The sequence below is a fragment of the Roseateles sp. P5_E1 genome (genome assembly GCF_054049335.1).
Window position 1 is genome coordinate 203,574 of record NZ_JBFUMN010000004.1, and the last position, 20,506, is coordinate 224,079.

Here is a 20,506-nt window from a genome sequence, read left to right on the forward strand (position 1 = left end):
GAGATGGTCACCATCCGCCCGCTGAGCAGCAATGACTGCATGCAAACGCTCACCACGCTGCTGCACCTGTCCTACGCCAGCCTCGCCGCCCAAGGCTGGAACTTCACCGCCGTTGACCAGAGCGTCGACGTGACGCGCGAACGCCTGGCCGGCGCCCAGGGCTTCGTCGCCGAACTGGGCCGCCGCATGGTCGGCACCGTGGCCGTGCGCGGCCCCAAGCCCGCCGGCGAAACCTACATCGCCGACCCGCCGCCGCCGCTGTACACGACGCCGGGCACGGCCATCCTGTCGCAGCTAGCCGTTCACCCGGACTGCCGCGGTCAAGGTGTCGGCGAGCTTCTTCTCGACGCCGCCGAGGCCTGGGCCCGCAAACAAGGTTTCGCCCGGCTCGCGCTGGACACCGCCGAGCCCGCCGTCGCGCTACGCCGCCGCTACGAGCGCCGCGGCTATGCCACCGTCGGCGGCGTGCAGTGGCAGGGCAAGACGTATGGATCCGTGCTGATGTGCAAGCCGCTTGGCGAGGCCGGCCGGACAATCCCGCACGGAAGAGCACTGCCATGAACACCTGCCTGACCGTCACGACCACGGGCCATGTCGCCCGCGTCACGCTGAACCGCCCCGAGGTTCGCAACGCGTTCAATGAAACGCTGATCGCCGAGTTGACCGGCACCTTCAACGCGCTGGGCGAGCGCGATGACCTGCGCGCCATCGTGCTGGCTGCCGAGGGCAAGGCCTTCTGCGCCGGCGCCGACCTGAACTGGATGAAGGCGATGGCCGGCTACAGCTGGGACGAAAACCATGCCGATGCCAGCAAGCTGGCCGACATGCTGTGGGCGATCTACAGCTGCCCGGTGCCGGTGATCGCTCGCGTGCAGGGCGACGTCTATGCGGGCGGCGTGGGGCTGGTGGCCTGTGCCGACATCGTCGTCGCGGTGGATGCGGCGGGCTTCTGCTTGTCGGAGGCCAAGCTGGGCTTGCTGCCGGCCACCATCGGCCCCTACGTCGTCCGGGCCTTAGGCGAGCAGGCCTCGCGGCGCTATTTCGTGACGGCGGAGCGCTTCACCGCTGGCGAAGCCAAAGCGCTGGGCCTCGTGCACGAGGTCATTGCGGCCGATGCGCTGGACGCCAAGGTCGATGAACTGGTCGCCGCCGTCACCGCCAACGGCCCCGCCGCCGCGCGCGCTTGCAAGCAGCTCGTCAAGGACGTCGCCAGCCGCGAGATCACACCTGAACTGCGCGACAACACCGCGCGCCGTATCGCGGACATCCGCGCCAGCGCCGAAGGGCGGGAGGGCGTGCAGAGCTTCCTGAGCAAGTCCAAGCCCTCCTGGCTGGCGAGCTGACGGCTGAGGCCCGCCATGACTATCCTCAACTACAGCTTCTCGTTGACGCAGCCGTCAGCGCCAACGGCTGCGGCCAAGCACTCATACGACGACTCGGAATTCCTGCTCGACCTGGCGCACAAGTGGCGCCAGATCCCGACCGACGAAGACGACGGGCTGAACTTCCAATCGGACGCTGACGGCGCCGCCATCATCATCTCCGCCGACTTCTTCGACATCCCCGACGCCAAGGCCCAGCTCTTCGCCGAGAAGTGCCTCAGCAGCCGCATCGAGGCCATTCAATCGGCCAGCCAGGGGCCCGTGCAGGTGCTGCAGCGGGCCATCAAGCCGCACGCCGGCGGCGTCGGGCTGGAGATGTCTTTCGCGGCGCACGCCGAAGGGGAGCCGGTGCACCTCTACCTGGGCTATGTGACCTCGCGCAAGATCCTGAACTTCTCCATGGTCTGCCAGCCCGGCAAACACGAGGCCGTGGCCTTGTTCAACGCGACGGTGCCGGGCTTCCGGCCGCGCCTGCCCTGACGCGACACCCCTCATGCCCCAGCTCGACGCCATCCAGTTGCTCGCCCTCGCCGCCGCCCTCGGCTGGGCCAGCGGCCTGCGCCTTTACCTGACGGTGCTGCTCGTCGGCATTGCCGGGCACTGGGGCTGGATCGCGCTGCCACCCGGGCTGCAGGTGCTGGCGTCGCCACTGGTGATGAGCTGCGCCGCGGCGCTGGCATTCGTCGAGTTCCTGGCCGACAAAATTCCCCTCGTCGACAGCGCCTGGGACGCGCTGCACACGCTGATCCGCATCCCCGCCGGCGCGGCGCTCGTGGCCGGACTCGTCAGTGGCTGGGCGGGCGACCATGGCCAGGCCTGGGCTGTCGTTGCAGCGCTGTTCGGCGGTGGCCTCGCGGCTGTGGCGCACACGGCCAAAGCCAGCACGCGCGCGGCGGCCAACACGTCGCCCGAGCCGTTCTCCAACATCGGCTTGTCGCTGATGGGCGATGTGGCCGTGCCGACCATGCTGTGGCTGGCCTGGGCGCACCCTTTCATCTTCTTCCCGCTGCTCGTCCTGGCCCTTGCCGTCATGGGCGCGCTGATCTGGCTGTGCTTCAAGTTCCTGCGCGCGCTGCTCAAGCGCGTGCGCCGCCCCTCTCCCGCATGACCTCTCCCTCCGATCTCGCCGCACGCAGCCGCGCCGCCGTCTGGCACCCCTGCACGCAGATGGCGCGCCTGGCCGACGTGCCGCCGCTGCCCATCGCCCGCGGCGATGGCCCCTGGCTGTTCGACACCGACGGCCGGCGCTATTTCGACGCCAACTCGTCCTGGTGGGTCAACCTGTTCGGCCATAGCGACAAGCCGCTTCACGACGCCATCAAGGCCCAGCTCGACACGCTGCCCCATGTGATGCTGGCCGGCTGCACCCACGAGCCCGCCGTGCGGCTGGCCGAGCGGCTGTCGGCGCGCACCGGTGGCGCGCTGGGCCACGCCTTCTTCGGCAGCGATGGCGCCAGCGCCGTCGAGATCGCGCTGAAGCAGAGCTTCCACTCATTCAAGAACCGCGGCCGGCCCGAGAAGCGCGAGTTTGTCTGCCTGAAGAACAGCTATCACGGCGAGACGCTGGGCGCGCTCAGCGTGACCGACGTGCAGGTGTTCCGCGACGCCTATGACCCGCTGCTGATGCGCGCCCACATCATCGCGTCGCCGGATGGGCGCCTGGGCAACGAGGCCGAGGCTTTGGAAGCCATGCGCGCGTTGCTGGCCGAGCGCCATGACCAGATAGCTGCCGTCATCGTCGAACCGCTGATCCAGGGGGCGGCGGGCATGGTCATGTACGCGCCGGCCTATCTGAAGGGCCTGCGCAAGCTGACGCACGAGTTCGGCGTCCACCTGATCGCCGACGAGATCGCCGTGGGCTGCGGCCGCACCGGCACCTTCTTCGCGTGGGAGCAGACGGGCGCGGATTGGCCGGATTTCATCCTGCTCAGCAAAGGCATCACGGGCGGCACGCTGCCGCTGTCGCTGGTGCTGACGACGGACGATGTGTTCGGCGCCTTCTGGAGCGAGGACGTCACGCGCGGCTTCCTGCATTCGCATTCCTACACCGGCAACCCGTTGGCCTGCGCGGCGGCCAATGCGGTGCTGGACCGCTTCGACGCCGGCCAGCTCGACGACAACCGCGCCCAGGCCGAACGGCTGACCCGCGCTTTCGCGCCACTGGCCCCGCGCGTGACCCATTTGCGCCAACGCGGCATGATCCTGGCCTTCGATGTGCCGCAAGCGCCACCACGCTTCGCGGAAGCCTTCCACCTGAAGGCGCGCGAGCACGAACTGCTGATCCGCCCGATCGGCAACACCGTCTACCTGATGCCCCCCTACCTGATCGACGACGCGACCGCGGCCTTTTTGGCCCAGGCCGTGACGGCGACCTTGAACGATGTCCTTGCTTGATCACCTCCAGGCCAAGCTCCACGCGATTGCCGCGCAGAGCCTGACCCGCACGCTGCGCCGCGCCGACAACGGCACCGCGCCCCGCCAGACCATCAACGGCCGCGAGCTGCTGATGTTCTGCTCCAACGACTACCTCGGCCTGGCCGCCGAGCCAGCGATTGCCGAGGCGATTGCCGAAGGCGCTCGCCTGTGGGGCGGCGGCTCGGGCGCTTCGCCGCTGGTCAGCGGCCACAGCGCCGCGCACGAGGCCGTGACCGACACGCTGGCACGCTGGTATGCACCGCACATCCCGCAGGCGCGAGCCATCGGCTTCTGCACGGGCTATATGGCCAACCTGGCCGTTGTGACAGCCCTGGGCGACGAGCACACCGAGATCTTCTCGGAGCAGCTGAATCACGCCTCGCTGATCGACGCCGCACGACTGGCGAAGGCCCAGGTCACGCGCTACGGCCACGCCGACGTGGCCGGCCTGCGCGCGCTGCTGGCGGCCAGCACCGCCAAGGTCAAGCTCATCGTCACCGACGCCGTGTTCAGCATGGACGGCGACCTGGCGCCGCTGCCGGCGCTGCTGGCCCTCGCCAACGAGTTCGACGCCTGGCTCATCGTCGACGATGCCCACGGCTTTGGCGTGCTGGGCGAAAAGGGCCGCGGCTCGCTGGAGCACTTCGGGTTGCACAGCGAACGCCTGATCCTCGTCGGCACACTGGGCAAGGCCGCCGGCCTCGCCGGCGCCTTCGTCGCGGCCCACGCCACCATCGTCGACTACCTGCTGCAGGCCGCGCGCAACTTCATCTTCTCGACCGCCTCCCCGCCGGCCGTAGAACATGCGCTGCTGACCAGCTTCGAGTTGATTGAAGGGCCGCTCGGTGCCGCCCGCCGTGCCAACCTCGTCGCGCTGCAAGCCCAGTTGCGCGACGGCCTGCTGGCGCTGATCGACCAGCACCCGCGCCTGGGCTGGTCGCTGACCGATTCGGCCACGCCCATCCAGCCGCTGATCGTCGGCGGCAATGCCGAGGTCATGGCCCTGGCCGCTGCACTGGAGAGCGCCGGCCTGCGCGTGCCCGGCATCCGCCCGCCCACCGTCGCCGCGGGCACGGCGCGGCTGCGCATCACGCTGTGCGGCACGCACACCGCTGCCGACGTGGACGCGCTGCTGACTGCACTGCAGCGCGCCGCGGCGGCTCAGGAGCAGGCCGCATGACCGCCCTGAGAAGAGGTTTCTTCATCACCGGCACCGACACCGAGATCGGCAAGACCGCCGTCACGGCCGGCCTGGCCCACGCCTTCGCGCAGACCGGCCGGCGCGTCGCCGCGCTCAAGCCCATCTCGGCCGGACAGGACTTCATCGGCGGCCACTGGCTCAACGACGACGTCGAGCGCCTGCGCGCCGCCGGCAACCTGGACCTCACGTCGGCCGAAGTCGGCGCGCTGCAGTTGCGCACCGCCTGCGCACCCCATATCGCCGCCCGCATCGAGAGCGAGGCCATCGCCCGCGAGCCCGTGCTGCACGCGCTGCGCACGGTCGCCTTCCGCGCAGACGTCGCCCTCATCGAAGGCGTGGGCGGTTTTCGCGTGCCGCTCAACGACGAGTGGGACACGGCCGACCTGGCCACTGACCTGGGCCTGCCGGTCATCCTCGTCGTCGGCCTGCGCCTGGGCTGCATCAACCACGCGCTGCTGACAGCCGAGGCGGTGCGCGCACGCGGCCTCACGCTGGCCGCCTGGGTGGCCAACACGGTGGATGAGCGTCAGCCTCACGTCACCGACAATCTGCAAGCTCTGCAGCGCGGCCTTGCCGCCCCCTGCCTCGGCCATGTGCCGCGCCTGGCCCACGCCGACCACGCCACGATGGCACGCCATCTGTCGCTCGAACCTCTGCTCGAACACCTCCCAGCATGAACCAGATCCAGACCCTCACCCCCACCTCCGACGCCGACCGCCGCCAGGCCAAGCCCTGGACCGTGAGCGAGATTGCGGCGCTGTTCGAGCTGCCCTTCAACGACCTGCTGTTCCGCGCCCAGCAGGTGCACCGCGAGCACTTCGACGCCAACGCGGTACAACTCTCGACGCTGCTGTCCATCAAGACCGGCGGCTGCGAGGAGGACTGCGCCTACTGCCCGCAGTCGGCCCACTTCGACACCGGCCTGAAGGCCGAGAAGCTGATCCCGCTGGAAGAGGTCATGGAAGCCGCCCGCGCGGCCAAGCAGAACGGCGCGACGCGCTTCTGCATGGGCGCCGCCTGGCGCAGCCCCAAGCCGCGCCACCTGGACGCCATCGGCGAGATGATTGCCGAAGTCAAGGCCCTGGGCCTGGAGACCTGCCTGACTGCCGGCATGCTGGAAGACGGCCAGGCCGAGCAACTCAAGAGCGCCGGCCTCGACTACTACAACCACAACCTCGACACCGCGCCCGAGTTCTACGGCCAGATCATCACGACGCGCACCTACCAGGACCGCCTGGACACGCTGGAGCGCGTGCGCCAGCAGGGGCTCAAGGTCTGCAGCGGCGGCATCGTCGGCATGGGCGAGACGCGCCGCCAGCGCGCCGGCCTGATCGCCCAGCTCGCCAACCTCGACCCTTACCCCGAGAGCGTGCCCATCAACAACCTCGTGCAGGTCGAAGGCACGCCGCTGGCCGGCACCGCGCCGCTGGATCCGCTGGAGTTCATCCGCACGATTGCCGTCGCCCGCATCACCATGCCGCGCGCCATGGTGCGCCTGTCCGCCGGCCGCGAGCAGATGCCCGAGACGATGCAGGCGTTGTGCTTCTTGGCCGGTGCCAACTCCATGTTCTACGGCGACAAGCTGCTGACGACGAGCAACCCTCAGGCCGAGAAGGATCGTGCGTTGCTGGAGCGGCTGGGCATGCGCTGTTCGACGGAAGCCGAGCTGACGCCGTCGGACGCCGCGGCCAAGGTACAGGTCTGCACGCACTGACATGAAGCAAGCCCTCCTGCTGATTGCTGTCCTCGCGCTGTCCGGCTGCGCCTTTGTCTACGACCAGGTGCAGGACATCGCGCAGACCCAGTGCGCCGGCAATGGCAACGCGCAAGACCGTCGCGCCTGCGAGAAGCGCAACGCACCGGCCTATGACGATTACGAGGCCCGCCGCAAGCGGCTGCAGGAAGGTAACAAGCCGGGCTGACCGCCCTCGCCTGTTTACCTTGCCTCAGCGCCAGTGATCCTGGCCCCGCCTGAACAACCGTGTAGAAGGTTCACGAGACCGGAGACAAGAAGAGATGTTCAAGAAAATCCTGATCGCCAACCGCGGTGCTCGCGCCGAAGGCGCGGTCGCGCCAGCGACAAATTGCGTGCTGGTCGGCGTAGCCGGACAGGCAGGCGAGTTCACCCCGGGAGCGCGCCATGTTTAAGAAGATCCTCATCGCCAACCGGGGTGAAATTGCCTGTCGAGTTGCGGCCACGGCCAAGCGCCTCGGCATTCAAACCGTGGCCGTCTACTCAGACGCTGACCGCGACGCACGGCACGTGCAGGCCTGCGACGAAGCCGTCCACATCGGCGGCCCGGCGCCGCGCGACTCCTACCTGCAGTGGCAGCGCATCCTCGAAGCTGCCAAGGCGACCGGCGCGCAAGCGGTCCACCCAGGCTACGGCTTCCTGAGCGAGAACGAAGCCTTCGCCCAGGCCTGCGCCGACGCCGGCCTCGTCTTCATCGGCCCGCCGCCGAGCGCCATCCTCGCGATGGGGCTGAAGGCCGAGTCCAAGCGCTTGATGGAAGCGGCCAACGTGCCGCTGGTGCCGGGCTACCACGGCGCCGACCAGGACCCGGCGCTGCTGAAGCGCGAAGCCAGCCGCATCGGTTACCCGGTGCTCATCAAGGCCAGCGCCGGCGGCGGTGGCAAGGGCATGCGCGCGGTCTACAACGCCGACGAGTTCGACGCGGCGCTGACCTCGTGCAAGCGCGAGGCCATCAACAGCTTTGGCGACGATGCGGTGCTGATCGAGCGCTATGTGCAAAAGCCCCGCCACATCGAGATCCAGGTCTTTGGCGATTCGCACGGCGACTGCGTCTACCTGTTCGAGCGCGACTGCTCCGTGCAGCGCCGCCACCAGAAGGTGCTGGAGGAAGCCCCAGCCCCCGGCATGACGCCAGAGCGCCGTGCGCAGATGGGCGAGGCCGCCGTGGCCGCTGCGAAGGCCGTCGGCTATGTCGGCGCCGGCACGGTGGAGTTCATCGCCGAGCAGGACGGCCGCTTCTATTTCATGGAAATGAACACGCGGCTGCAGGTCGAGCACCCGGTGACGGAAGCGATCACGGGCCAGGACCTGGTGGAGTGGCAACTGCGCGTGGCTTCGGGCGAGCCGCTGCCGCTCAAGCAATCGGAACTGCGCATGCATGGCCACGCCATCGAGGCGCGCATCTGTGCCGAGAACCCGGACGCCGGTTTCCTGCCCGCCACGGGCAGGCTGGACGTGGCGCGCTGGCCCGAGCATGTGGCTTTCCAGCGAGGCAACGTGCGCATCGACGCCGGCGTGCGCGAAGGTGATGCGATCAGCCCCTTCTACGACTCGATGATCGCCAAGCTCATCGTCTGGGGCGAGGACCGCGCGCAGGCGCTGGCCCGCCTGGACCTGGCGCTGCGCGACACGCACATCGTTGGCCTGCACACCAACGTCGCCTTCCTGCGCCGCTGCGCGGCCACGGCCTCGTTCGCGGGCGCCGATCTCGACACCGGCCTGATCGAGCGCGAGAAGGCGGTGCTGTTCGACCAGCCCGGCCTGCCGCTGCGAGTCAGCGCGGCTGCGGTCATCGCGCACACGCTGGCCGTCGAGGGCACGCGGCAAAGCAACGACCCGTGGAGCGCCCGCGATGGCTGGCGTCTCTTCGGCTCGGCGACGCGGCGCTTCGATCTGGAGGCCGGCGGCGTGCATCACGAGGTTCTGCTGTCCCGCCACCACCGCGGCGGCATGACGCTGACGGTCGAGAGCGAAGCCATCGAGTTCGCGGTTCAGTCCGCCGACACCGAGACACATGAACTCTTCCTCGGCGCCGATCGCCTCCGCGTGAAGACCTACGCCCGGGGCGAACGCGTCGCCGTCTTCGCCGCGAACGGCTCGGCCGTGCTGACCGAGGTGGACCTCATCGCCCACGCCGGGGATTCGCCCAGCGAAGGCGGCCGCCTCACGGCGCCCATGCCCGGCAAGCTGATCGCCTTCCTCGCCCAGGCCGGCGACACCGTCACCAAGGGCCAACCGCTGGCCGTCATGGAGGCGATGAAGATGGAGCACACCATCTCGTCGCCGCGTGATGGCAAGGTGGCGGAGCTGCTGTTCAGCATTGGCGACCAAGTCGGCGACGGCGCCGAACTGCTGAAGCTGGAGGCTTGAGCCATGGCCCTGCCCACCCACGTCAAGATCCTCGACGTCGGCCCGCGCGACGGGTTGCAGAACGAGAAGGAAAACGTCTCGACCGAGCACAAGGCGCGGCTCGTCGCGATGCTGCAGGACGCCGGTTTGAAGGAGATCGAAGTCACCAGCTTCGTCAGCCCGAAGTGGGTGCCGCAGATGGGCGACAACGCCGCCGTCATGGCGGCCATCGAGCGCCGCACCGGTGTGCGCTACTCGGTGCTCGTGCCCAATACCAAGGGTCTGGAGCCCGCGCTGGCGACGAAGCCCGACGAGATCCTCGTCTTCACGGCCGCGAGCGAAGCCTTCACGCAGAAGAACATCAACTGCTCCATCGCCGAGAGCCTGGAGCGCTTTGCGCCGGTCATCGCAGGCGCACACGCCGCCGGCATCAAGGTGCGCGCAGCGCTGTCCTGCTCGCTCGGCTGCCCTTACGAAGGTGAAATCACCGCCGACCAGGTCGAGCGCGTCGTGAAGCCGCTGCGCGAGCTGGGCGTGGACGCGATCGACATCGCCGACACCATCGGCGTCGGCACGCCGCGCAAGGTGCAGGCGGCCATGGAGCGGGCGCTGAAGCACTTCCCGCTCGCCGAAGTGTCGGGGCACTTCCACGACACCTATGGCCAGGCGCTGAGCAATGTCTACGCGAGCATGGAACTGGGGCTGCACAGCTTCCACGCCAGCGTGGCCGGCCTGGGCGGCTGCCCCTATGCCAAAGGCGCGACCGGCAATGTCGCCACCGAGGACGTGGTGTTCCTGCTCAATGGTCTCGGCATTGAAACCGGCATCGACCTCGACAAGCTCGTGGACGCCGGCGCCTATATCTCCAACGTGCTGGGCCGCCCGCCGGTGTCGCGCGTGGCGCGCGCCGTGCTCGCGAAACGAGCGGGCTAGGCCCGCAGCTTCTTTCGGGCCCGCCGCGCCTTGCGGCGTCAGCCCAACCGATCCAACGCGCTCTCGATCTGACCGCGTTCGTGATCGCCCAGGCCGCGCCCGGCGCGGCGCACGCGCTCAACGAGGCCGGCATCGACCGGCTTGGCCTGGCCCAGCTTCTCGGCCACGCGCAGCAACACCTGCAGGCGCTCGAAGCCGCCTTCCATGGTCTCGGCGCTGGCCAGCACGCGCTCCAGGCCTGCGCCCCCCAACTTGGGGCGGTCCAGCAGGCGGTTCAAGGCCTCGCGCCGTTCGAAGCCGCCCGAGATGCCGCCGGCTGCACGGGCATAGGCGTCGACCAGCTCGGCCTCGTCGCCCTGCATGCGTTGCGCCACGGCGCCCAGGGCCTCGCGCTTCTCGAAATCACTCTGGATGCGCGCCGCCGCCTGCACGGCGGCCGCGAGCACGGCGGGTTGGGGCGTCGCCGACACCTGGTTGTCGATGGCCGTGCGCAGTTCGAAGTCGCCGCCGATACGGCCCAGCGCCTCGGTCCAGGCCGCGAGCACGGCAGGCCTGTCGAGCAGCTTGGGCGCCAGCGCCCCCAGGGCCTCACGGCGCTCGAAGTCGCTGTCGATGCCGGCCACGGCGGCCAGCCAGGCCAGCTGCTGGGGTTCGTTCAGCGGCTGGCGGGCAATGGCGCTCAAGGCCTCGCGACGCTCGAAGGCACCTTGCAGGGTCGTGGAGGCGGTGATCAGGCGGTCCAACGCCACCGCGGGCAGCGGCGCGTCGAGTTGCAGCGCGGCCTCGATGCGGCGGCGGCGCTGGAAGTCCTCCCGGGCATGCTCGATGTCGGTGATCACCGCATCGACACCGCCCTTGGCGAACAGCTTGCGGGCACGCACCTGCGGGTCTGTCAGGTCCTCGGCCATGCGCTGCACGGCCTTGGCCCACCACTGGCGACCGGCCTGGTCCAAAGGCAGGCTCTCGTTGCCGACCCGGTACTCACGCTCGATGCGACCCTCGCCCATGGACTTCAGCACCATCTCGCGCGTCAGCCCGCCCTCGCGCTCCTTCACGGTCAGGGTGCCCGTCAGCGCCTGTACTTCATCCTCGGCGTCGTTGAACACCGCCTTGCCGTCCAGCGTCACGGAGAAGCTGCCGCCGGGATAGCGGCTGTAGATGCGCGTGCCGCGCACCGAGAAGGACATGCCGTCGCTCAGGCCACCAAGGTCGAAGCGATCCAGAAGACTGCGTCCATCGGTGTGGCTGACGACGACCGCCGGCAGCGCGACCAGGGCGACCACCATGGCGCCCACCAGCCCCAGGCGCAGGCCGCGGCGCTCGCGCGGAGCGTCCTCACCCTCGACCTCGGCCTTGAGCAGGCGGCGCACACGGGCGAACAAGGGCGAGCCCGCGCTGGCGGCGCCGCAGGCAAGGGCCGGGCCGTGGCCGCCTCCCTGGGCCTTCAGTGCCTCGGCGCAGCGCAGCAGGCTTTGCGCCAGGGCCAGGCGCTGGCCAGTCGGTGCGGCAGCCGCGGCATCGCAGGCCAGCTCGGCCAGCAGGTCCAGGCGCTGCAGCGCGACGCGGTTCAGCACCTGCGGCCACAGCAGCGTCTTCATGACGGCGGCGAGCAGGCGCCAGGCGGGGTCGCGGCGGCGCAGATGAGCCAGTTCATGGCCGAGCACGGCACGAGCCTCGTCGTCCGGCAGGTCCAAGCACCAGGCCGGCAGGCAGAGCACCCGGCCCGGCGCCAGCAGCGGGCTGGCCCAGTTGGCGCGGGCATGGCGCAATGAGGGCAGGGGCAGGCGCATGTCGGCAGCGAGGCGCACGGCCAGGGTTCGCCAACGCGCGTCAGCCAACTCGGGCAGGCAGCGCACGGTGCGGCGCAGCCAGGCCCACTGCAGGGCCAGGCCCAGCAGCATCAACACGGCACCCGCCAGCCACAGCGCCATGAAGCCGATGGCGACGTCATGGGCCTGCGGCGCCAGCGGCGTCGTGATGGGCGAGGCGCCGAGCTGGGCGCTGGGCCGCGCGGCGGCGGGCGCCTCGACGACGATGAGCCGAACATCGGCGGGCACCGGCGCGGCCTCCTGCACGACGACGGCGGGCCGCACGACATCGGCCGGCGCGGTCTGAGGCAACGTGGGCAGCAGCGGCAGGCTGGCGCTGACGAGGCCGCCCAGCAAGGCCAGGCGCCACAGCGTCTCCTGCGTCGACAGGGCCAGGCGGGCCAGCACGCCGGCGCGCTCGGCCGCCCACAGCGCGCCGATCAACAGGCTGCTGTGCAGCAGGTAGCTGCACAGCCAGGTCAGCAGCACATCGGTCATCGCGTCTCTCCCTTGCGTTGTTTCAGCAGCGCCTGCAGCTCGGCCAGTTCGCCGGCATCGACGCCGCGGGCGTCCAGCAGGTGGCTGACGAGGGCGCTGGCGCGGCCGGCGAACAGGCTGTCGACCAGGCTGCCCACCATGGAGCGTTGCACGTCAGCCTGGGTCACGAGGGGCTGATAGAGCAGCGCCCGACCCTCGCGCCGGCTGCTGAGCAGGCCACGCTTTTCCAGGCGCGTCAGCAGCGTCGCCACCGTCGTGTGCGCGAGATCGCGCTCGCCGCGCAGCGCTTCCGCCACATCGGCCGTACTGGCCTCGCCGCGCGCCCAAAGCACGCGCATCAGGCTGAGCTGCAGCTCGCTCAGCGACACGTCCCCACTGCCGGTGTCCTCATCCATCACGATCTTCTACAGTTGTCGTACTACAAATGTAGAAGACCGCCGTGAAGCCAGCAAGTGTCTTTCGGCAGGGGGTCAGACAGGCGGGTTGCGCAGCCGCTGGCTGAACCACCACAGATGGCCATCCGGGTCGAGGCAGCCATAGCTGCGGTCGGTCCAGTACTCCGCACCGTAGTCGTTGTTGGTCAGCTCGTAGGTCACGTTGGCGCCGGCCGCGCGGGCCTGGGCGCAATGTGCATCGACGTCGTCGACATAGAGGAACAGCGTCTGCGTGTTGACGCCGTCGACGGCCTTGGGGGAGCGCCCCGCCACGCCAAAGCGCGCCTCGCGCTCGGCGCTGCCCTCGGCCACCATGACGATGGCTTCGCCATAGCGGATCTCGCTGTGCATGACGCTGCCGTCCGGCGCGTCGACGACGATCTCGACCTCGAAACCGAAGGCTTGGCAATACCAGGCGACGGCTTCGCGGGCGTTCTCGCAGTACAGGGCCGACGACAGGCGCGGCCAGCCGGGTGGGGTGGGTTTGGCGAAACCAAGGGTTTTCATCGCGGTCTTACTGAAGCCGGGGTGCGGTTCAATCCTCGCACCCCGACTGACGCGCCGCCACCACCATGAACCGACTTGCCGCCTTCGTGCTCAGCTTCCTCGCCCTGCTCGGCGCCCTGCCCGTCCACGCCCAGGAAGCGCCCGCCTACGACGCCGCCAAGGCGCAGGCCTGGGGTGCCAACGACCAGGGTCTGCGCAGCTACACCTTCGTGCTGCTGAAGACCGGACCGAAGCGCATGCCCGACGGCCCGGCGCGCGACGAAATGTTCAAGGGCCACTTTGCCAACATGACCCGCCTGGCCAAGGAAGGCCTGCTCGTCTACGCAGGCCCCTTCGACGGCGTAGACGGCTGGCGCGGCCTCTTCATCTTCGCGACGTCCGACATGGACGTCGCCCGCAAGGCCGTGGAGACCGACCCCGTCATCGCCAGCGGCGAGATGGTGGCCGAGCTGCACAAGCACTTCGGCTCGGCAGCGCTGCTGGCCGTGAACGAGTGGCATCCGAAGCTGATCAAGCCCAAGCCGTGAGGGCATTCAGCGCGCCGCTTTGGCCGGCACGGCGCCGCAGGCCGCACTCGGCACCAGTTCGGGCGCGAGCAGCAGGGCCGCAGCCGGGGAAGTACACATCTCGGCCAGCATGGCCATGAAGGCATTCGCCTGCGCGGCGCTGACCCGCTTGCGCACGAGGCCGATGCGGTAGGTGTCCGTGTGGGCGATGCCCGCCTCCCGCAGCCCCGTCAGGTGCGAGCGGTCTGCCAGATGCCAGGCCACGTCGCGGTTGATCAGGGCGACGCCGTCTTCGCCGTAACGACCGGCCAGCAGCTTGCGCAGCACCGTCGTGTTGTCGGGCTCGACGACCATGGTGTTGGGGTTGGCGGCGACGATGTCCTGGAGCACGGTCGCCGTCCCGGACGGCCCGAACACACCGATGATCCTCTGGGTGCCCAGGCTGGCCGGATCACGGTAGAAGAAGTCCTGCTCGACGCGTGTGAAGAAGACCATCTGGACCCCCACGACGGGCTGGCTCAGGTGGTAGATCTGGCGGCGCTGCGGGGTGTCCAGCAGGGGGAAGATGCCCTCGGCCTCGCCGCGCTCGACAGCGGCCTGGGCGCGACGCCAAGGCAGGACTTCGACCGAGCATTTCCAGCCCAGGCGCGCACAACCCTCCATCACCAGCCGAACGAGCGGGCCACGGGCCTGCTGCCCCTCTCGCTCGACGTAGGGCGGAAAGTCCTGGCTCAAAAAGCGCAGCGTGACCTCCGCGGCGGCCGCCGGCCCGGCCATCGCCACCGCGATCGCCAGCAGCAGCCGCGGGGAGATCGGTCTCACGGCTCGCGCCGCAGCACCTTCTCCACCGGGTTCGGCCTCAGCCTGAACGCGTCCGGCATGCCAGAGCCCAGCAGCGGGCGCAGGTAGAGGCGGAAGGCATCGGTCACGTCGGTGCCACTTGCGCTGATGAACTCGTCTTCCATCGTGCGCGTCTTGCCGGCGACGGCGGTGAGGGGCAACAGTTCGTAGTCCACCGCGTAGTAGCCGACGCGCTTGATGGCGACCGAACCGTCGCGGTCGCCGTGGAAGGCGTACTGCACGGCCTTCTCGCCGACCTCGCGGGCCTCGCGTTGGTCCACGTCGGACACGCAGCCCAGGAAGCTGCGCTGCAGATAGCCGAAGGTGTCGCCGCGCACGCGCTTGATGCCGAGCTTGGTCTTGATCTCCTCGCAGAGCAGGTCGGCCAGCGCGCCGGTGCCGCTGAGCTGCACATTGCCGTGGGCGTCGCGCTCCAGGTCACCGGCCAGCTTGGACAGCATCGGCGTGCCGCTGGCGTCGTGGATGCCCTCGCTGACGGCGATGACGCAGCGGCCGAAGCGCTCGTAGGTGGCCTTCACGTCGCGCAGGAACTGCTCGTTGTCGAAGTGGCGCTCGGGCAGGTAGATGAGGTGGGGGCCGTCGTCCTCGAACTTCTTGCCCAGGGCCGCGGCCGCCGTCAGGAAGCCGGCGTGACGGCCCATGACGACGCCGACGTAGACGCCCGGCAGGGCCGCGTTGTCGAGGTTGGCGCCGGCAAAGGCCTGGGCGACGAAGCGCGCGGCGGACGCATAGCCCGGCGTGTGGTCGTTGCCCACCAGGTCGTTGTCGATGGTCTTGGGGATGTGGATGCAGCGCAGTGGGTAGCCGGCCGCCTGCGCCTCCTCCGAGACGATGCGCACGGTGTCCGACGAGTCGTTGCCGCCGATGTAGAAGAAATGCGTGATGCCGTGCGCCTGCAGCACCGTGAAGATCTCGCGGCAATAGGCGGCATCGGGCTTGTCGCGCGTGGAGCCCAGCGCCGAGGCCGGCGTGTTGGCCACCAGCTCGAGGTTGTGGCTGGTCTCCTGGGTCAGGTCGACGAAGTCCTCGTTGACGATGCCCCGCACGCCATGGCGGGCGCCGTAAACCTTGCCCACACCGGCCTGACGCCGCGCTTCGAGCACGACACCGACGAGGCTCTGGTTGATGACGGCGGTGGGACCGCCGCCCTGGGCGACGAGGATCTTGGCGAGACTCATGAACGCTCCTGGCTGTCGTCAATCGACGGCGCGGAGTTTAGGGGTCTCAGCGGTTCATCCAAACTTCAAGTTGGTCCGCGGGCATGGGCCGGGCGAACAGCCAGCCTTGACCCTCATGGCAGCCCAGGCCGATCAGGTACTGGCGCTGCTCCTCGGTCTCGATGCCTTCGGCGATGACGGTCAGGCCCAGGCCGCGGCCGAGGTTGATGACCATCTGGGCGATCGTCGAGCCGGCGGACGAGGCCTGCGCCTCCTGCACAAAGGCGCGGTCGATCTTGAGGCGGTCGACCTGCAGCTGGCGCAGCTGGCTTAAAGATGAGAAGCCGGTGCCGAAGTCGTCGATGGCGACGCTGAAGCCGAGCTGCTTGATGTCGGCCAGCACACGCAGCACGAGGTCGGCGTCTTCCATGGCCATGGACTCGGTGATTTCGAGCTCGATGTTCTGGCCGGCGACGCCGCAGTCCTGCAGCGCGCGGCCCAGCATGTCGATGAAGCCGGGGTGGCGGAACTGCGCCATGGACACGTTGACGGCCATGCGGAAGTCGGCATGGCCCAGGGCCTGCATCTTCTTCAGCTGGGCGCAGGAGGTGCGCATGACGAACTCGCCGATGGGAATGATGAGGCCGCTCTGCTCGGCCAGCGGAATGAACTGGTCGGGCGGGATGAAACGACCATCCAGCGTCTTCCAGCGCAGCAGGGCCTCGGCACCGACGATGCGGCTGCTGCTCAGCTCGACCTGGGGCTGGTAGACGACGAAGAGCTGGCTTTCCTCGAAGCCGGTCCGCAGGCCCTTGAGCAGCTTGAAGCGCTCGCGCGCGTCGCTGCCCATGGCGGCAGAGAAGTACTGAGATGAGCCGCGCTGCTGCTGCTTGGCGCGCTTGAGCGCGATCTGGGCATCGAGCAGCAGTTCGGAGCCGACGGCCTTGGATTCACCCAGGCGCACGAGGCCCGTGGTGGCGGACAGTTGCAGTCGCTCGCCGGCAACGATGAAGGGGTCGGCGAAGACGCTGTTCACGGTCTCGGGGCAGACCTTGGCATGCTCGCCCAGCACGCCAAAGGTGTCGGCGCCAACGCGGGCCATCGCGGTGTTCAGGCCCAGCGTCTCGCTCATGCGGTGCACGACGGCCTGCAGCACCTGGTCGCCGAAGTGGTGGCCAAAGGCGTCGTTGATGTCGGAGAAATCGTCGATGTCGATCAGCGCGAGCGTGACACCGGACGGATCCTTCAGGTTCTTGTCGAGCAGCTCGACGAAACGGTTGCGGTTGGGCAGGCGCAGCAGCGGGTCGTTGTAGGCCTGGTCCAGCAATTGGCTGTAGAGCACCACGTTCTCGAAGCCGACCGAGATGTTGGAGCAGAAGGCGCGCAGCAGCTGCTGGTCGAGCTCGTCGAGCTCGCGGCCGACATCCACGAGCGCTGCCATCGCGCGGCCCTTGCCCATGCCGAAATAGAGGACCGTGCCGTCGTCGTAGAGGTTGCGTTCCTGCTGCAGGCAGCGCTCCAGGCGGTCCCGCACGGTGGCGATCTTGACCTGGGCCAGCGGCCGGTCGATGAGGCCGCTGTACTGGCCGGCGGCCGCGACGATGCGGACTTCGTCGCCGGTTTCGCCGCTGACCTGAGCACAGACCAGGCCCTCGGGCAGGATGCCGAGCAGGGCGCAGAGCTGGGTGACGACGCCCTCGGCGAATCGGGAGAGCCCACGCATGCGCGACAGCGAGGTGCTGCTCTCGACGATCATCTCCAGGCCGCGGCGGTTGGCCTCCAGCGCGCAGATCTGGCGGTAGGAGCGCACCGCGGCCGTCAGCACCGTGTACAGCCGCGTGCGGGTCAGCTCCGACTTGGTCTTGTAGTCGTTGATGTCATAGGCCTGCACCGTCTCGATTTCGGGCGCATAGCCGGGCTGGCCGGTGCGCAGCACGATGCGCAGGGCGTTCAGACACAGCTCATCGCGGATATGGCGCACCAGTTGCAGCCCGGCGTCTTCGCTCTCCATGACGACGTCGAGCAGCACGACGGCGAGGTCGTCCTCGCTGGCCAGCAACTGGCGGGCCTGGGCGGCGGAAGAGGCGTGCAGGAAGACGAGGGGCTGGCCTTCGACGGTCAGGCCCTGCATGGCCAGTTCGGTGGCCTTGTGGACGTCACCGTCGTCGTCAACGATGAGGATGCGCCAGGGCCGGTCTTGCGGGCGATGCTCGCCTTCAGCGTGCTCGGGGTCGTCGAGCAGCTCGAGCAGGTCGTCGTCAACGGCGGGCGTTTCTTGCATGGGGGCGAGGGCTCCGGGGCTGGGGCATCACGGCGCGGCCGCGGCTCCTACTCGTCAAGTAGCCGCAAGCGTACGGCATCCTCGGCCTTGTAGTCACGAAAAGCAGGGGCAAAAGTCCTGCGAATCGCCTCAACGTTTTGCGGGTTTGCCCGGACGCGGCGCGCTGTTACGACTTGCGCCGGTCACGCGCGGCGGCAGGCCAGTGTGCTGGGTCAAGAGCTGGCCCTTGCGTGGGGTGGCCGGCTTCATCGGCGCCGCACTTGCTGGTTTGGCCGCCGGCGTGACGCCGGTCGAGTTCTTGCGCCGCGCGCTTTCGTAGCTGCCGTCGGTGATGGGCTGGTAGCTCGGGATCAGGTGATGCTTGCCGTTGCCGATCAGGTCGGCCCGGCCCATGGCCTTGAGCGCCTCACGCAGCAGCGGCCAGTTGTTGGCGTCGTGGTAGCGCAGGAAGGCCTTGTGCAGGCGGCGGCGGCGCTCGCCGCGCACGATGTCCACGCTCTCGCCGCGCGTCTCGTCACGGCTGATGCCCTTGAGCGGGTTCTTGCCCGAGTGGTACATCGCCGTCGCCGTGGCCATCGGGCTGGGATAGAAGGTCTGCACCTGGTCGGCGCGGAAGCCGTTCTTCTTCAGCCAGACGGCGAGGTTCATCATGTCCTCGTCACTGGTGCCGGGGTGGGCGGCGATGAAGTAAGGGATCAGGTACTGCTTCTTGCCGGCCGCCGCACTCGCCGCCTCGAACATCTGCTTGAAGCGGTCGTAGCTGCCGATGCCCGGCTTCATCATCTTGGACAGCGGGCCGTTCTCGGTGTGCTCGGGCGCGATCTTCAGGTAGCCACCGACGTGATGCGTGACCAGCTCCTTCACGTACTCAGGCGATTGCACGGCCAGGTCGTAGCGCAGGCCCGAGCCGATCAGGATCTTCTTGACGCCCGGCAGCGCGCGCGCGCGGCGGTACATCTTGATCAGCGGATCGTGGCTGGTGTTCAGGTTCGGGCAGATGCCCGGGTAGACGCAACTGGGCTTGCGGCAGGCGGCCTCGATCTCGGGGCTCTTGCAGCCGATGCGGTACATGTTGGCCGTCGGGCCGCCCAGGTCCGACACGATGCCGGTGAAGCCCTTGACCTTGTCGCGCATCTCCTCGATCTCGCGGATCACGGAGTCTTCCGAGCGGCTCTGGATGATGCGCCCCTCGTGCTCGGTGATGGAGCAGAAAGTGCAGCCGCCGAAGCAGCCGCGCATGATGTTCACGCTGAAGCGGATCATTTCCCAGGCCGGGATCTTGGTCGCGCCGTCGTGGCCGCCCTTCTCGTCCGCATAGCTCGGGTGCGGGCTGCGCGCGTATGGCAGGTCGAAGACGTGGTCCATCTCCGGCGTCGTCAGCGGGATGGGCGGCGGGTTGATCCACAGGTCGCGCTCGCCGTGGCGCTGCACGAGGGCACGGGCGTTGCCAGGGTTGGTCTCCAGGTGCAGCACGCGGTTGGCGTGGGCGTAGAGCACCGGGTCGCTCTTGACCTTCTCGTAGGCCGGCAGGCGCACCACCGTGTGGTCGCGCGGCGGCATGGTGATGCGGCCGGTCTTGTGGATGGTGATGGGCTTCGCCCCATCGGGCGCGTCGTTGGACGCGCAGGCCTTGTTCTCTTCGACGATCTGGTAGGGGCTGATCAGATCGTCAATGCGGCCGGGACGGTCCACCTCGGTCGAGTCCAGCTCGAACCAGCCTTCGGCCGTCGGGTCGTCATCGCGGCGCATGAAGGCAGTGCCGCGCACATCGGTCAGGCTCTCGATGGGCTCGCGGCGCGCCAGGCGGTGGGCGATCTCGATGATGGCGCGCTCGGCGTTGCCGTAGACCAGCAGGTCGGCCTTGCTGTCCACGAGGACGGAGCGGCGCACCTTGTCCTGCCAGTAGTCGTAGTGCGCGATGCGGCGCAGCGAGGCCTCGATGCCGCCGATGACGATGGGCACGTCCTTGAAGGCTTCCTGGCAGCGTTGGGTGTAGACCAGGGTCGCGCGGTCGGGGCGCTTGCCGCCTTCGCCACCGGGCGTGTAGGCGTCGTCGCTGCGGATTTTTCGATCAGCCGTGTAGCGGTTGATCATCGAATCCATGTTGCCGGCCGCGACGCCGAAGAACAGATTGGGTTTGCCCAGGGCCTTGAAGGCGTCGGCGCTGTTCCAGTCCGGCTGCGCAATGATGCCGACGCGAAAGCCCTGCGCCTCCAGCGTGCGGCCGATCACGGCCATGCCGAAGCTGGCGTGGTCGACGTAGGCGTCGCCGGTGACGATGATGATGTCGCAGGAATCCCAGCCGAGCTGCTCCATCTCCGCCCGGCTCATGGGCAGGAAGGGTGCGGGGCCGAAACGCTTGGCCCAGAACGGGCGGTAAGCGGTCAGGGCCTTCGGGGCAGTGACGGGCAAGGCGGACAT

Annotated in this window: 20 protein-coding genes; 13 read left to right on the top strand and 7 right to left on the bottom strand. The window is 68.8% G+C overall.

All coding sequences use genetic code 11. The features are described from left to right. Positions 1 to 39: 39 nt before the first annotated feature. From ACXJKJ_RS06790 to ACXJKJ_RS06845, 12 genes are all read left to right on the top strand, one after another. A complete protein-coding gene (locus tag ACXJKJ_RS06790) occupies positions 40 to 561 on the top strand; it encodes a GNAT family N-acetyltransferase (RefSeq protein WP_457389565.1) in 522 nt (173 codons plus the stop codon). Then, complete coding sequence (locus ACXJKJ_RS06795; RefSeq protein ID WP_457389566.1) at positions 558 to 1,343, top strand: enoyl-CoA hydratase/isomerase family protein; 786 nt, start codon at positions 558 to 560, stop codon at positions 1,341 to 1,343. Before ACXJKJ_RS06790 ends, ACXJKJ_RS06795 begins: the two co-directional genes overlap by 4 nt. 15 nt (positions 1,344 to 1,358) lie before the next feature. Continuing rightward, positions 1,359 to 1,862 (top strand): hypothetical protein, encoded by a 504-nt coding sequence (locus ACXJKJ_RS06800; RefSeq protein ID WP_457389567.1) that lies wholly within the window; start codon positions 1,359 to 1,361, stop codon positions 1,860 to 1,862. 13 nt (positions 1,863 to 1,875) lie between these two features. Beyond that, positions 1,876 to 2,490, top strand: coding sequence for a DUF4126 domain-containing protein (locus ACXJKJ_RS06805; protein WP_457352551.1), 615 nt, complete (start codon positions 1,876 to 1,878; stop codon positions 2,488 to 2,490). After that, positions 2,487 to 3,776, top strand: coding sequence for an adenosylmethionine--8-amino-7-oxononanoate transaminase (gene bioA / locus ACXJKJ_RS06810; RefSeq protein WP_457389568.1), 1,290 nt, complete (start codon positions 2,487 to 2,489; stop codon positions 3,774 to 3,776). Before ACXJKJ_RS06805 ends, bioA begins: the two co-directional genes overlap by 4 nt. Continuing rightward, positions 3,763 to 4,977 (top strand): 8-amino-7-oxononanoate synthase, encoded by a 1,215-nt coding sequence (locus ACXJKJ_RS06815; RefSeq protein WP_457389569.1) that lies wholly within the window; start codon positions 3,763 to 3,765, stop codon positions 4,975 to 4,977. The genes bioA and ACXJKJ_RS06815 overlap by 14 nt, the downstream gene beginning before the upstream one ends. Next, the gene (gene bioD, locus ACXJKJ_RS06820; RefSeq protein ID WP_457352557.1) at positions 4,974 to 5,675 is read left to right on the top strand and encodes a dethiobiotin synthase; all 702 of its coding nucleotides are present in this window, start codon (positions 4,974 to 4,976) and stop codon (positions 5,673 to 5,675) included. Before ACXJKJ_RS06815 ends, bioD begins: the two co-directional genes overlap by 4 nt. Beyond that, positions 5,672 to 6,712, top strand: a complete 1,041-nt coding sequence (gene bioB / locus ACXJKJ_RS06825) for a biotin synthase BioB (RefSeq protein WP_457320134.1) — start codon at positions 5,672 to 5,674, stop codon at positions 6,710 to 6,712. Before bioD ends, bioB begins: the two co-directional genes overlap by 4 nt. 1 nt (position 6,713) lies before the next feature. Then, on the top strand, positions 6,714 to 6,920 hold the full coding sequence (locus tag ACXJKJ_RS06830; RefSeq protein ID WP_056205118.1) for a hypothetical protein: 207 nt from the start codon (positions 6,714 to 6,716) through the stop codon (positions 6,918 to 6,920). 94 nt (positions 6,921 to 7,014) lie between these two features. Then, positions 7,015 to 7,146 (top strand): hypothetical protein, encoded by a 132-nt coding sequence (locus ACXJKJ_RS06835; RefSeq protein WP_457389570.1) that lies wholly within the window; start codon positions 7,015 to 7,017, stop codon positions 7,144 to 7,146. After that, a complete protein-coding gene (locus ACXJKJ_RS06840) occupies positions 7,139 to 9,121 on the top strand; it encodes an ATP-binding protein (RefSeq protein ID WP_457389571.1) in 1,983 nt (660 codons plus the stop codon). Before ACXJKJ_RS06835 ends, ACXJKJ_RS06840 begins: the two co-directional genes overlap by 8 nt. A gap of 3 nt (positions 9,122 to 9,124) precedes the next feature. Then, positions 9,125 to 10,033, top strand: a complete 909-nt coding sequence (locus ACXJKJ_RS06845) for a hydroxymethylglutaryl-CoA lyase (protein WP_457389572.1) — start codon at positions 9,125 to 9,127, stop codon at positions 10,031 to 10,033. 38 nt (positions 10,034 to 10,071) lie between these two features. Here ACXJKJ_RS06845 and ACXJKJ_RS06850 read toward each other — a convergent pair whose 3' ends face one another. From ACXJKJ_RS06850 to ACXJKJ_RS06860, 3 genes are all read right to left on the bottom strand, one after another. Beyond that, positions 10,072 to 12,339 (bottom strand): M56 family metallopeptidase, encoded by a 2,268-nt coding sequence (locus ACXJKJ_RS06850; protein ID WP_457389573.1) that lies wholly within the window; start codon positions 12,337 to 12,339, stop codon positions 10,072 to 10,074. After that, the gene (locus tag ACXJKJ_RS06855) at positions 12,336 to 12,734 is read right to left on the bottom strand and encodes a BlaI/MecI/CopY family transcriptional regulator (protein WP_056205129.1); all 399 of its coding nucleotides are present in this window, start codon (positions 12,732 to 12,734) and stop codon (positions 12,336 to 12,338) included. The genes ACXJKJ_RS06850 and ACXJKJ_RS06855 overlap by 4 nt, the downstream gene beginning before the upstream one ends. A gap of 75 nt (positions 12,735 to 12,809) precedes the next feature. Beyond that, positions 12,810 to 13,280, bottom strand: a complete 471-nt coding sequence (locus ACXJKJ_RS06860; RefSeq protein ID WP_457389574.1) for a VOC family protein — start codon at positions 13,278 to 13,280, stop codon at positions 12,810 to 12,812. A 65-nt stretch (positions 13,281 to 13,345) separates the two neighbouring features. Between ACXJKJ_RS06860 and ACXJKJ_RS06865 the strand changes: the two genes are divergently transcribed. Further along, complete coding sequence (locus ACXJKJ_RS06865) at positions 13,346 to 13,807, top strand: YciI family protein (RefSeq protein ID WP_457389575.1); 462 nt, start codon at positions 13,346 to 13,348, stop codon at positions 13,805 to 13,807. Between the two features lie 6 nt (positions 13,808 to 13,813). Here the strand turns inward: ACXJKJ_RS06865 and ACXJKJ_RS06870 are convergent, their stop codons facing one another. The 4 genes from ACXJKJ_RS06870 to ACXJKJ_RS06885 all read right to left on the bottom strand — a co-directional run bounded on the left by ACXJKJ_RS06870 (position 13,814) and on the right by ACXJKJ_RS06885 (position 20,506). Beyond that, on the bottom strand, positions 13,814 to 14,608 hold the full coding sequence (locus ACXJKJ_RS06870) for a substrate-binding periplasmic protein (RefSeq protein ID WP_457389576.1): 795 nt from the start codon (positions 14,606 to 14,608) through the stop codon (positions 13,814 to 13,816). Next, entirely contained in the window at positions 14,605 to 15,825 is a 1,221-nt protein-coding gene (locus ACXJKJ_RS06875; protein ID WP_056205139.1) for a 6-phosphofructokinase, read from the bottom strand. Before ACXJKJ_RS06875 ends, ACXJKJ_RS06870 begins: the two co-directional genes overlap by 4 nt. A gap of 46 nt (positions 15,826 to 15,871) precedes the next feature. Beyond that, positions 15,872 to 18,085 (bottom strand): putative bifunctional diguanylate cyclase/phosphodiesterase, encoded by a 2,214-nt coding sequence (locus tag ACXJKJ_RS06880; protein WP_056205140.1) that lies wholly within the window; start codon positions 18,083 to 18,085, stop codon positions 15,872 to 15,874. Positions 18,086 to 18,214: 129 nt separating this feature from the next. Then, a complete protein-coding gene (locus ACXJKJ_RS06885; RefSeq protein ID WP_457352566.1) occupies positions 18,215 to 20,506 on the bottom strand; it encodes a YgiQ family radical SAM protein in 2,292 nt (763 codons plus the stop codon).

Coding starts and splice junctions, on each gene's coding strand:
- bioB (WP_457320134.1), top strand. CDS start 5,672: ATGAACCAGATCCAGACCCTCACCCCCACCTCCGACGCCGACCGCCGC.
- ACXJKJ_RS06790 (WP_457389565.1), top strand. CDS start 40: ATGCAAACGCTCACCACGCTGCTGCACCTGTCCTACGCCAGCCTCGCC.
- ACXJKJ_RS06850 (WP_457389573.1), bottom strand. CDS start 12,339: ATGACCGATGTGCTGCTGACCTGGCTGTGCAGCTACCTGCTGCACAGC.
- ACXJKJ_RS06800 (WP_457389567.1), top strand. CDS start 1,359: ATGACTATCCTCAACTACAGCTTCTCGTTGACGCAGCCGTCAGCGCCA.
- ACXJKJ_RS06840 (WP_457389571.1), top strand. CDS start 7,139: ATGTTTAAGAAGATCCTCATCGCCAACCGGGGTGAAATTGCCTGTCGA.
- ACXJKJ_RS06795 (WP_457389566.1), top strand. CDS start 558: ATGAACACCTGCCTGACCGTCACGACCACGGGCCATGTCGCCCGCGTC.
- ACXJKJ_RS06845 (WP_457389572.1), top strand. CDS start 9,125: ATGGCCCTGCCCACCCACGTCAAGATCCTCGACGTCGGCCCGCGCGAC.
- ACXJKJ_RS06860 (WP_457389574.1), bottom strand. CDS start 13,280: ATGAAAACCCTTGGTTTCGCCAAACCCACCCCACCCGGCTGGCCGCGC.
- ACXJKJ_RS06875 (WP_056205139.1), bottom strand. CDS start 15,825: ATGAGTCTCGCCAAGATCCTCGTCGCCCAGGGCGGCGGTCCCACCGCC.
- ACXJKJ_RS06855 (WP_056205129.1), bottom strand. CDS start 12,734: ATGGATGAGGACACCGGCAGTGGGGACGTGTCGCTGAGCGAGCTGCAG.
- ACXJKJ_RS06805 (WP_457352551.1), top strand. CDS start 1,876: ATGCCCCAGCTCGACGCCATCCAGTTGCTCGCCCTCGCCGCCGCCCTC.
- ACXJKJ_RS06830 (WP_056205118.1), top strand. CDS start 6,714: ATGAAGCAAGCCCTCCTGCTGATTGCTGTCCTCGCGCTGTCCGGCTGC.
- ACXJKJ_RS06880 (WP_056205140.1), bottom strand. CDS start 18,085: ATGCAAGAAACGCCCGCCGTTGACGACGACCTGCTCGAGCTGCTCGAC.
- bioA (WP_457389568.1), top strand. CDS start 2,487: ATGACCTCTCCCTCCGATCTCGCCGCACGCAGCCGCGCCGCCGTCTGG.
- ACXJKJ_RS06815 (WP_457389569.1), top strand. CDS start 3,763: ATGTCCTTGCTTGATCACCTCCAGGCCAAGCTCCACGCGATTGCCGCG.
- ACXJKJ_RS06885 (WP_457352566.1), bottom strand. CDS start 20,506: ATGTCCGCCTTGCCCGTCACTGCCCCGAAGGCCCTGACCGCTTACCGC.
- ACXJKJ_RS06865 (WP_457389575.1), top strand. CDS start 13,346: ATGAACCGACTTGCCGCCTTCGTGCTCAGCTTCCTCGCCCTGCTCGGC.
- ACXJKJ_RS06835 (WP_457389570.1), top strand. CDS start 7,015: ATGTTCAAGAAAATCCTGATCGCCAACCGCGGTGCTCGCGCCGAAGGC.
- bioD (WP_457352557.1), top strand. CDS start 4,974: ATGACCGCCCTGAGAAGAGGTTTCTTCATCACCGGCACCGACACCGAG.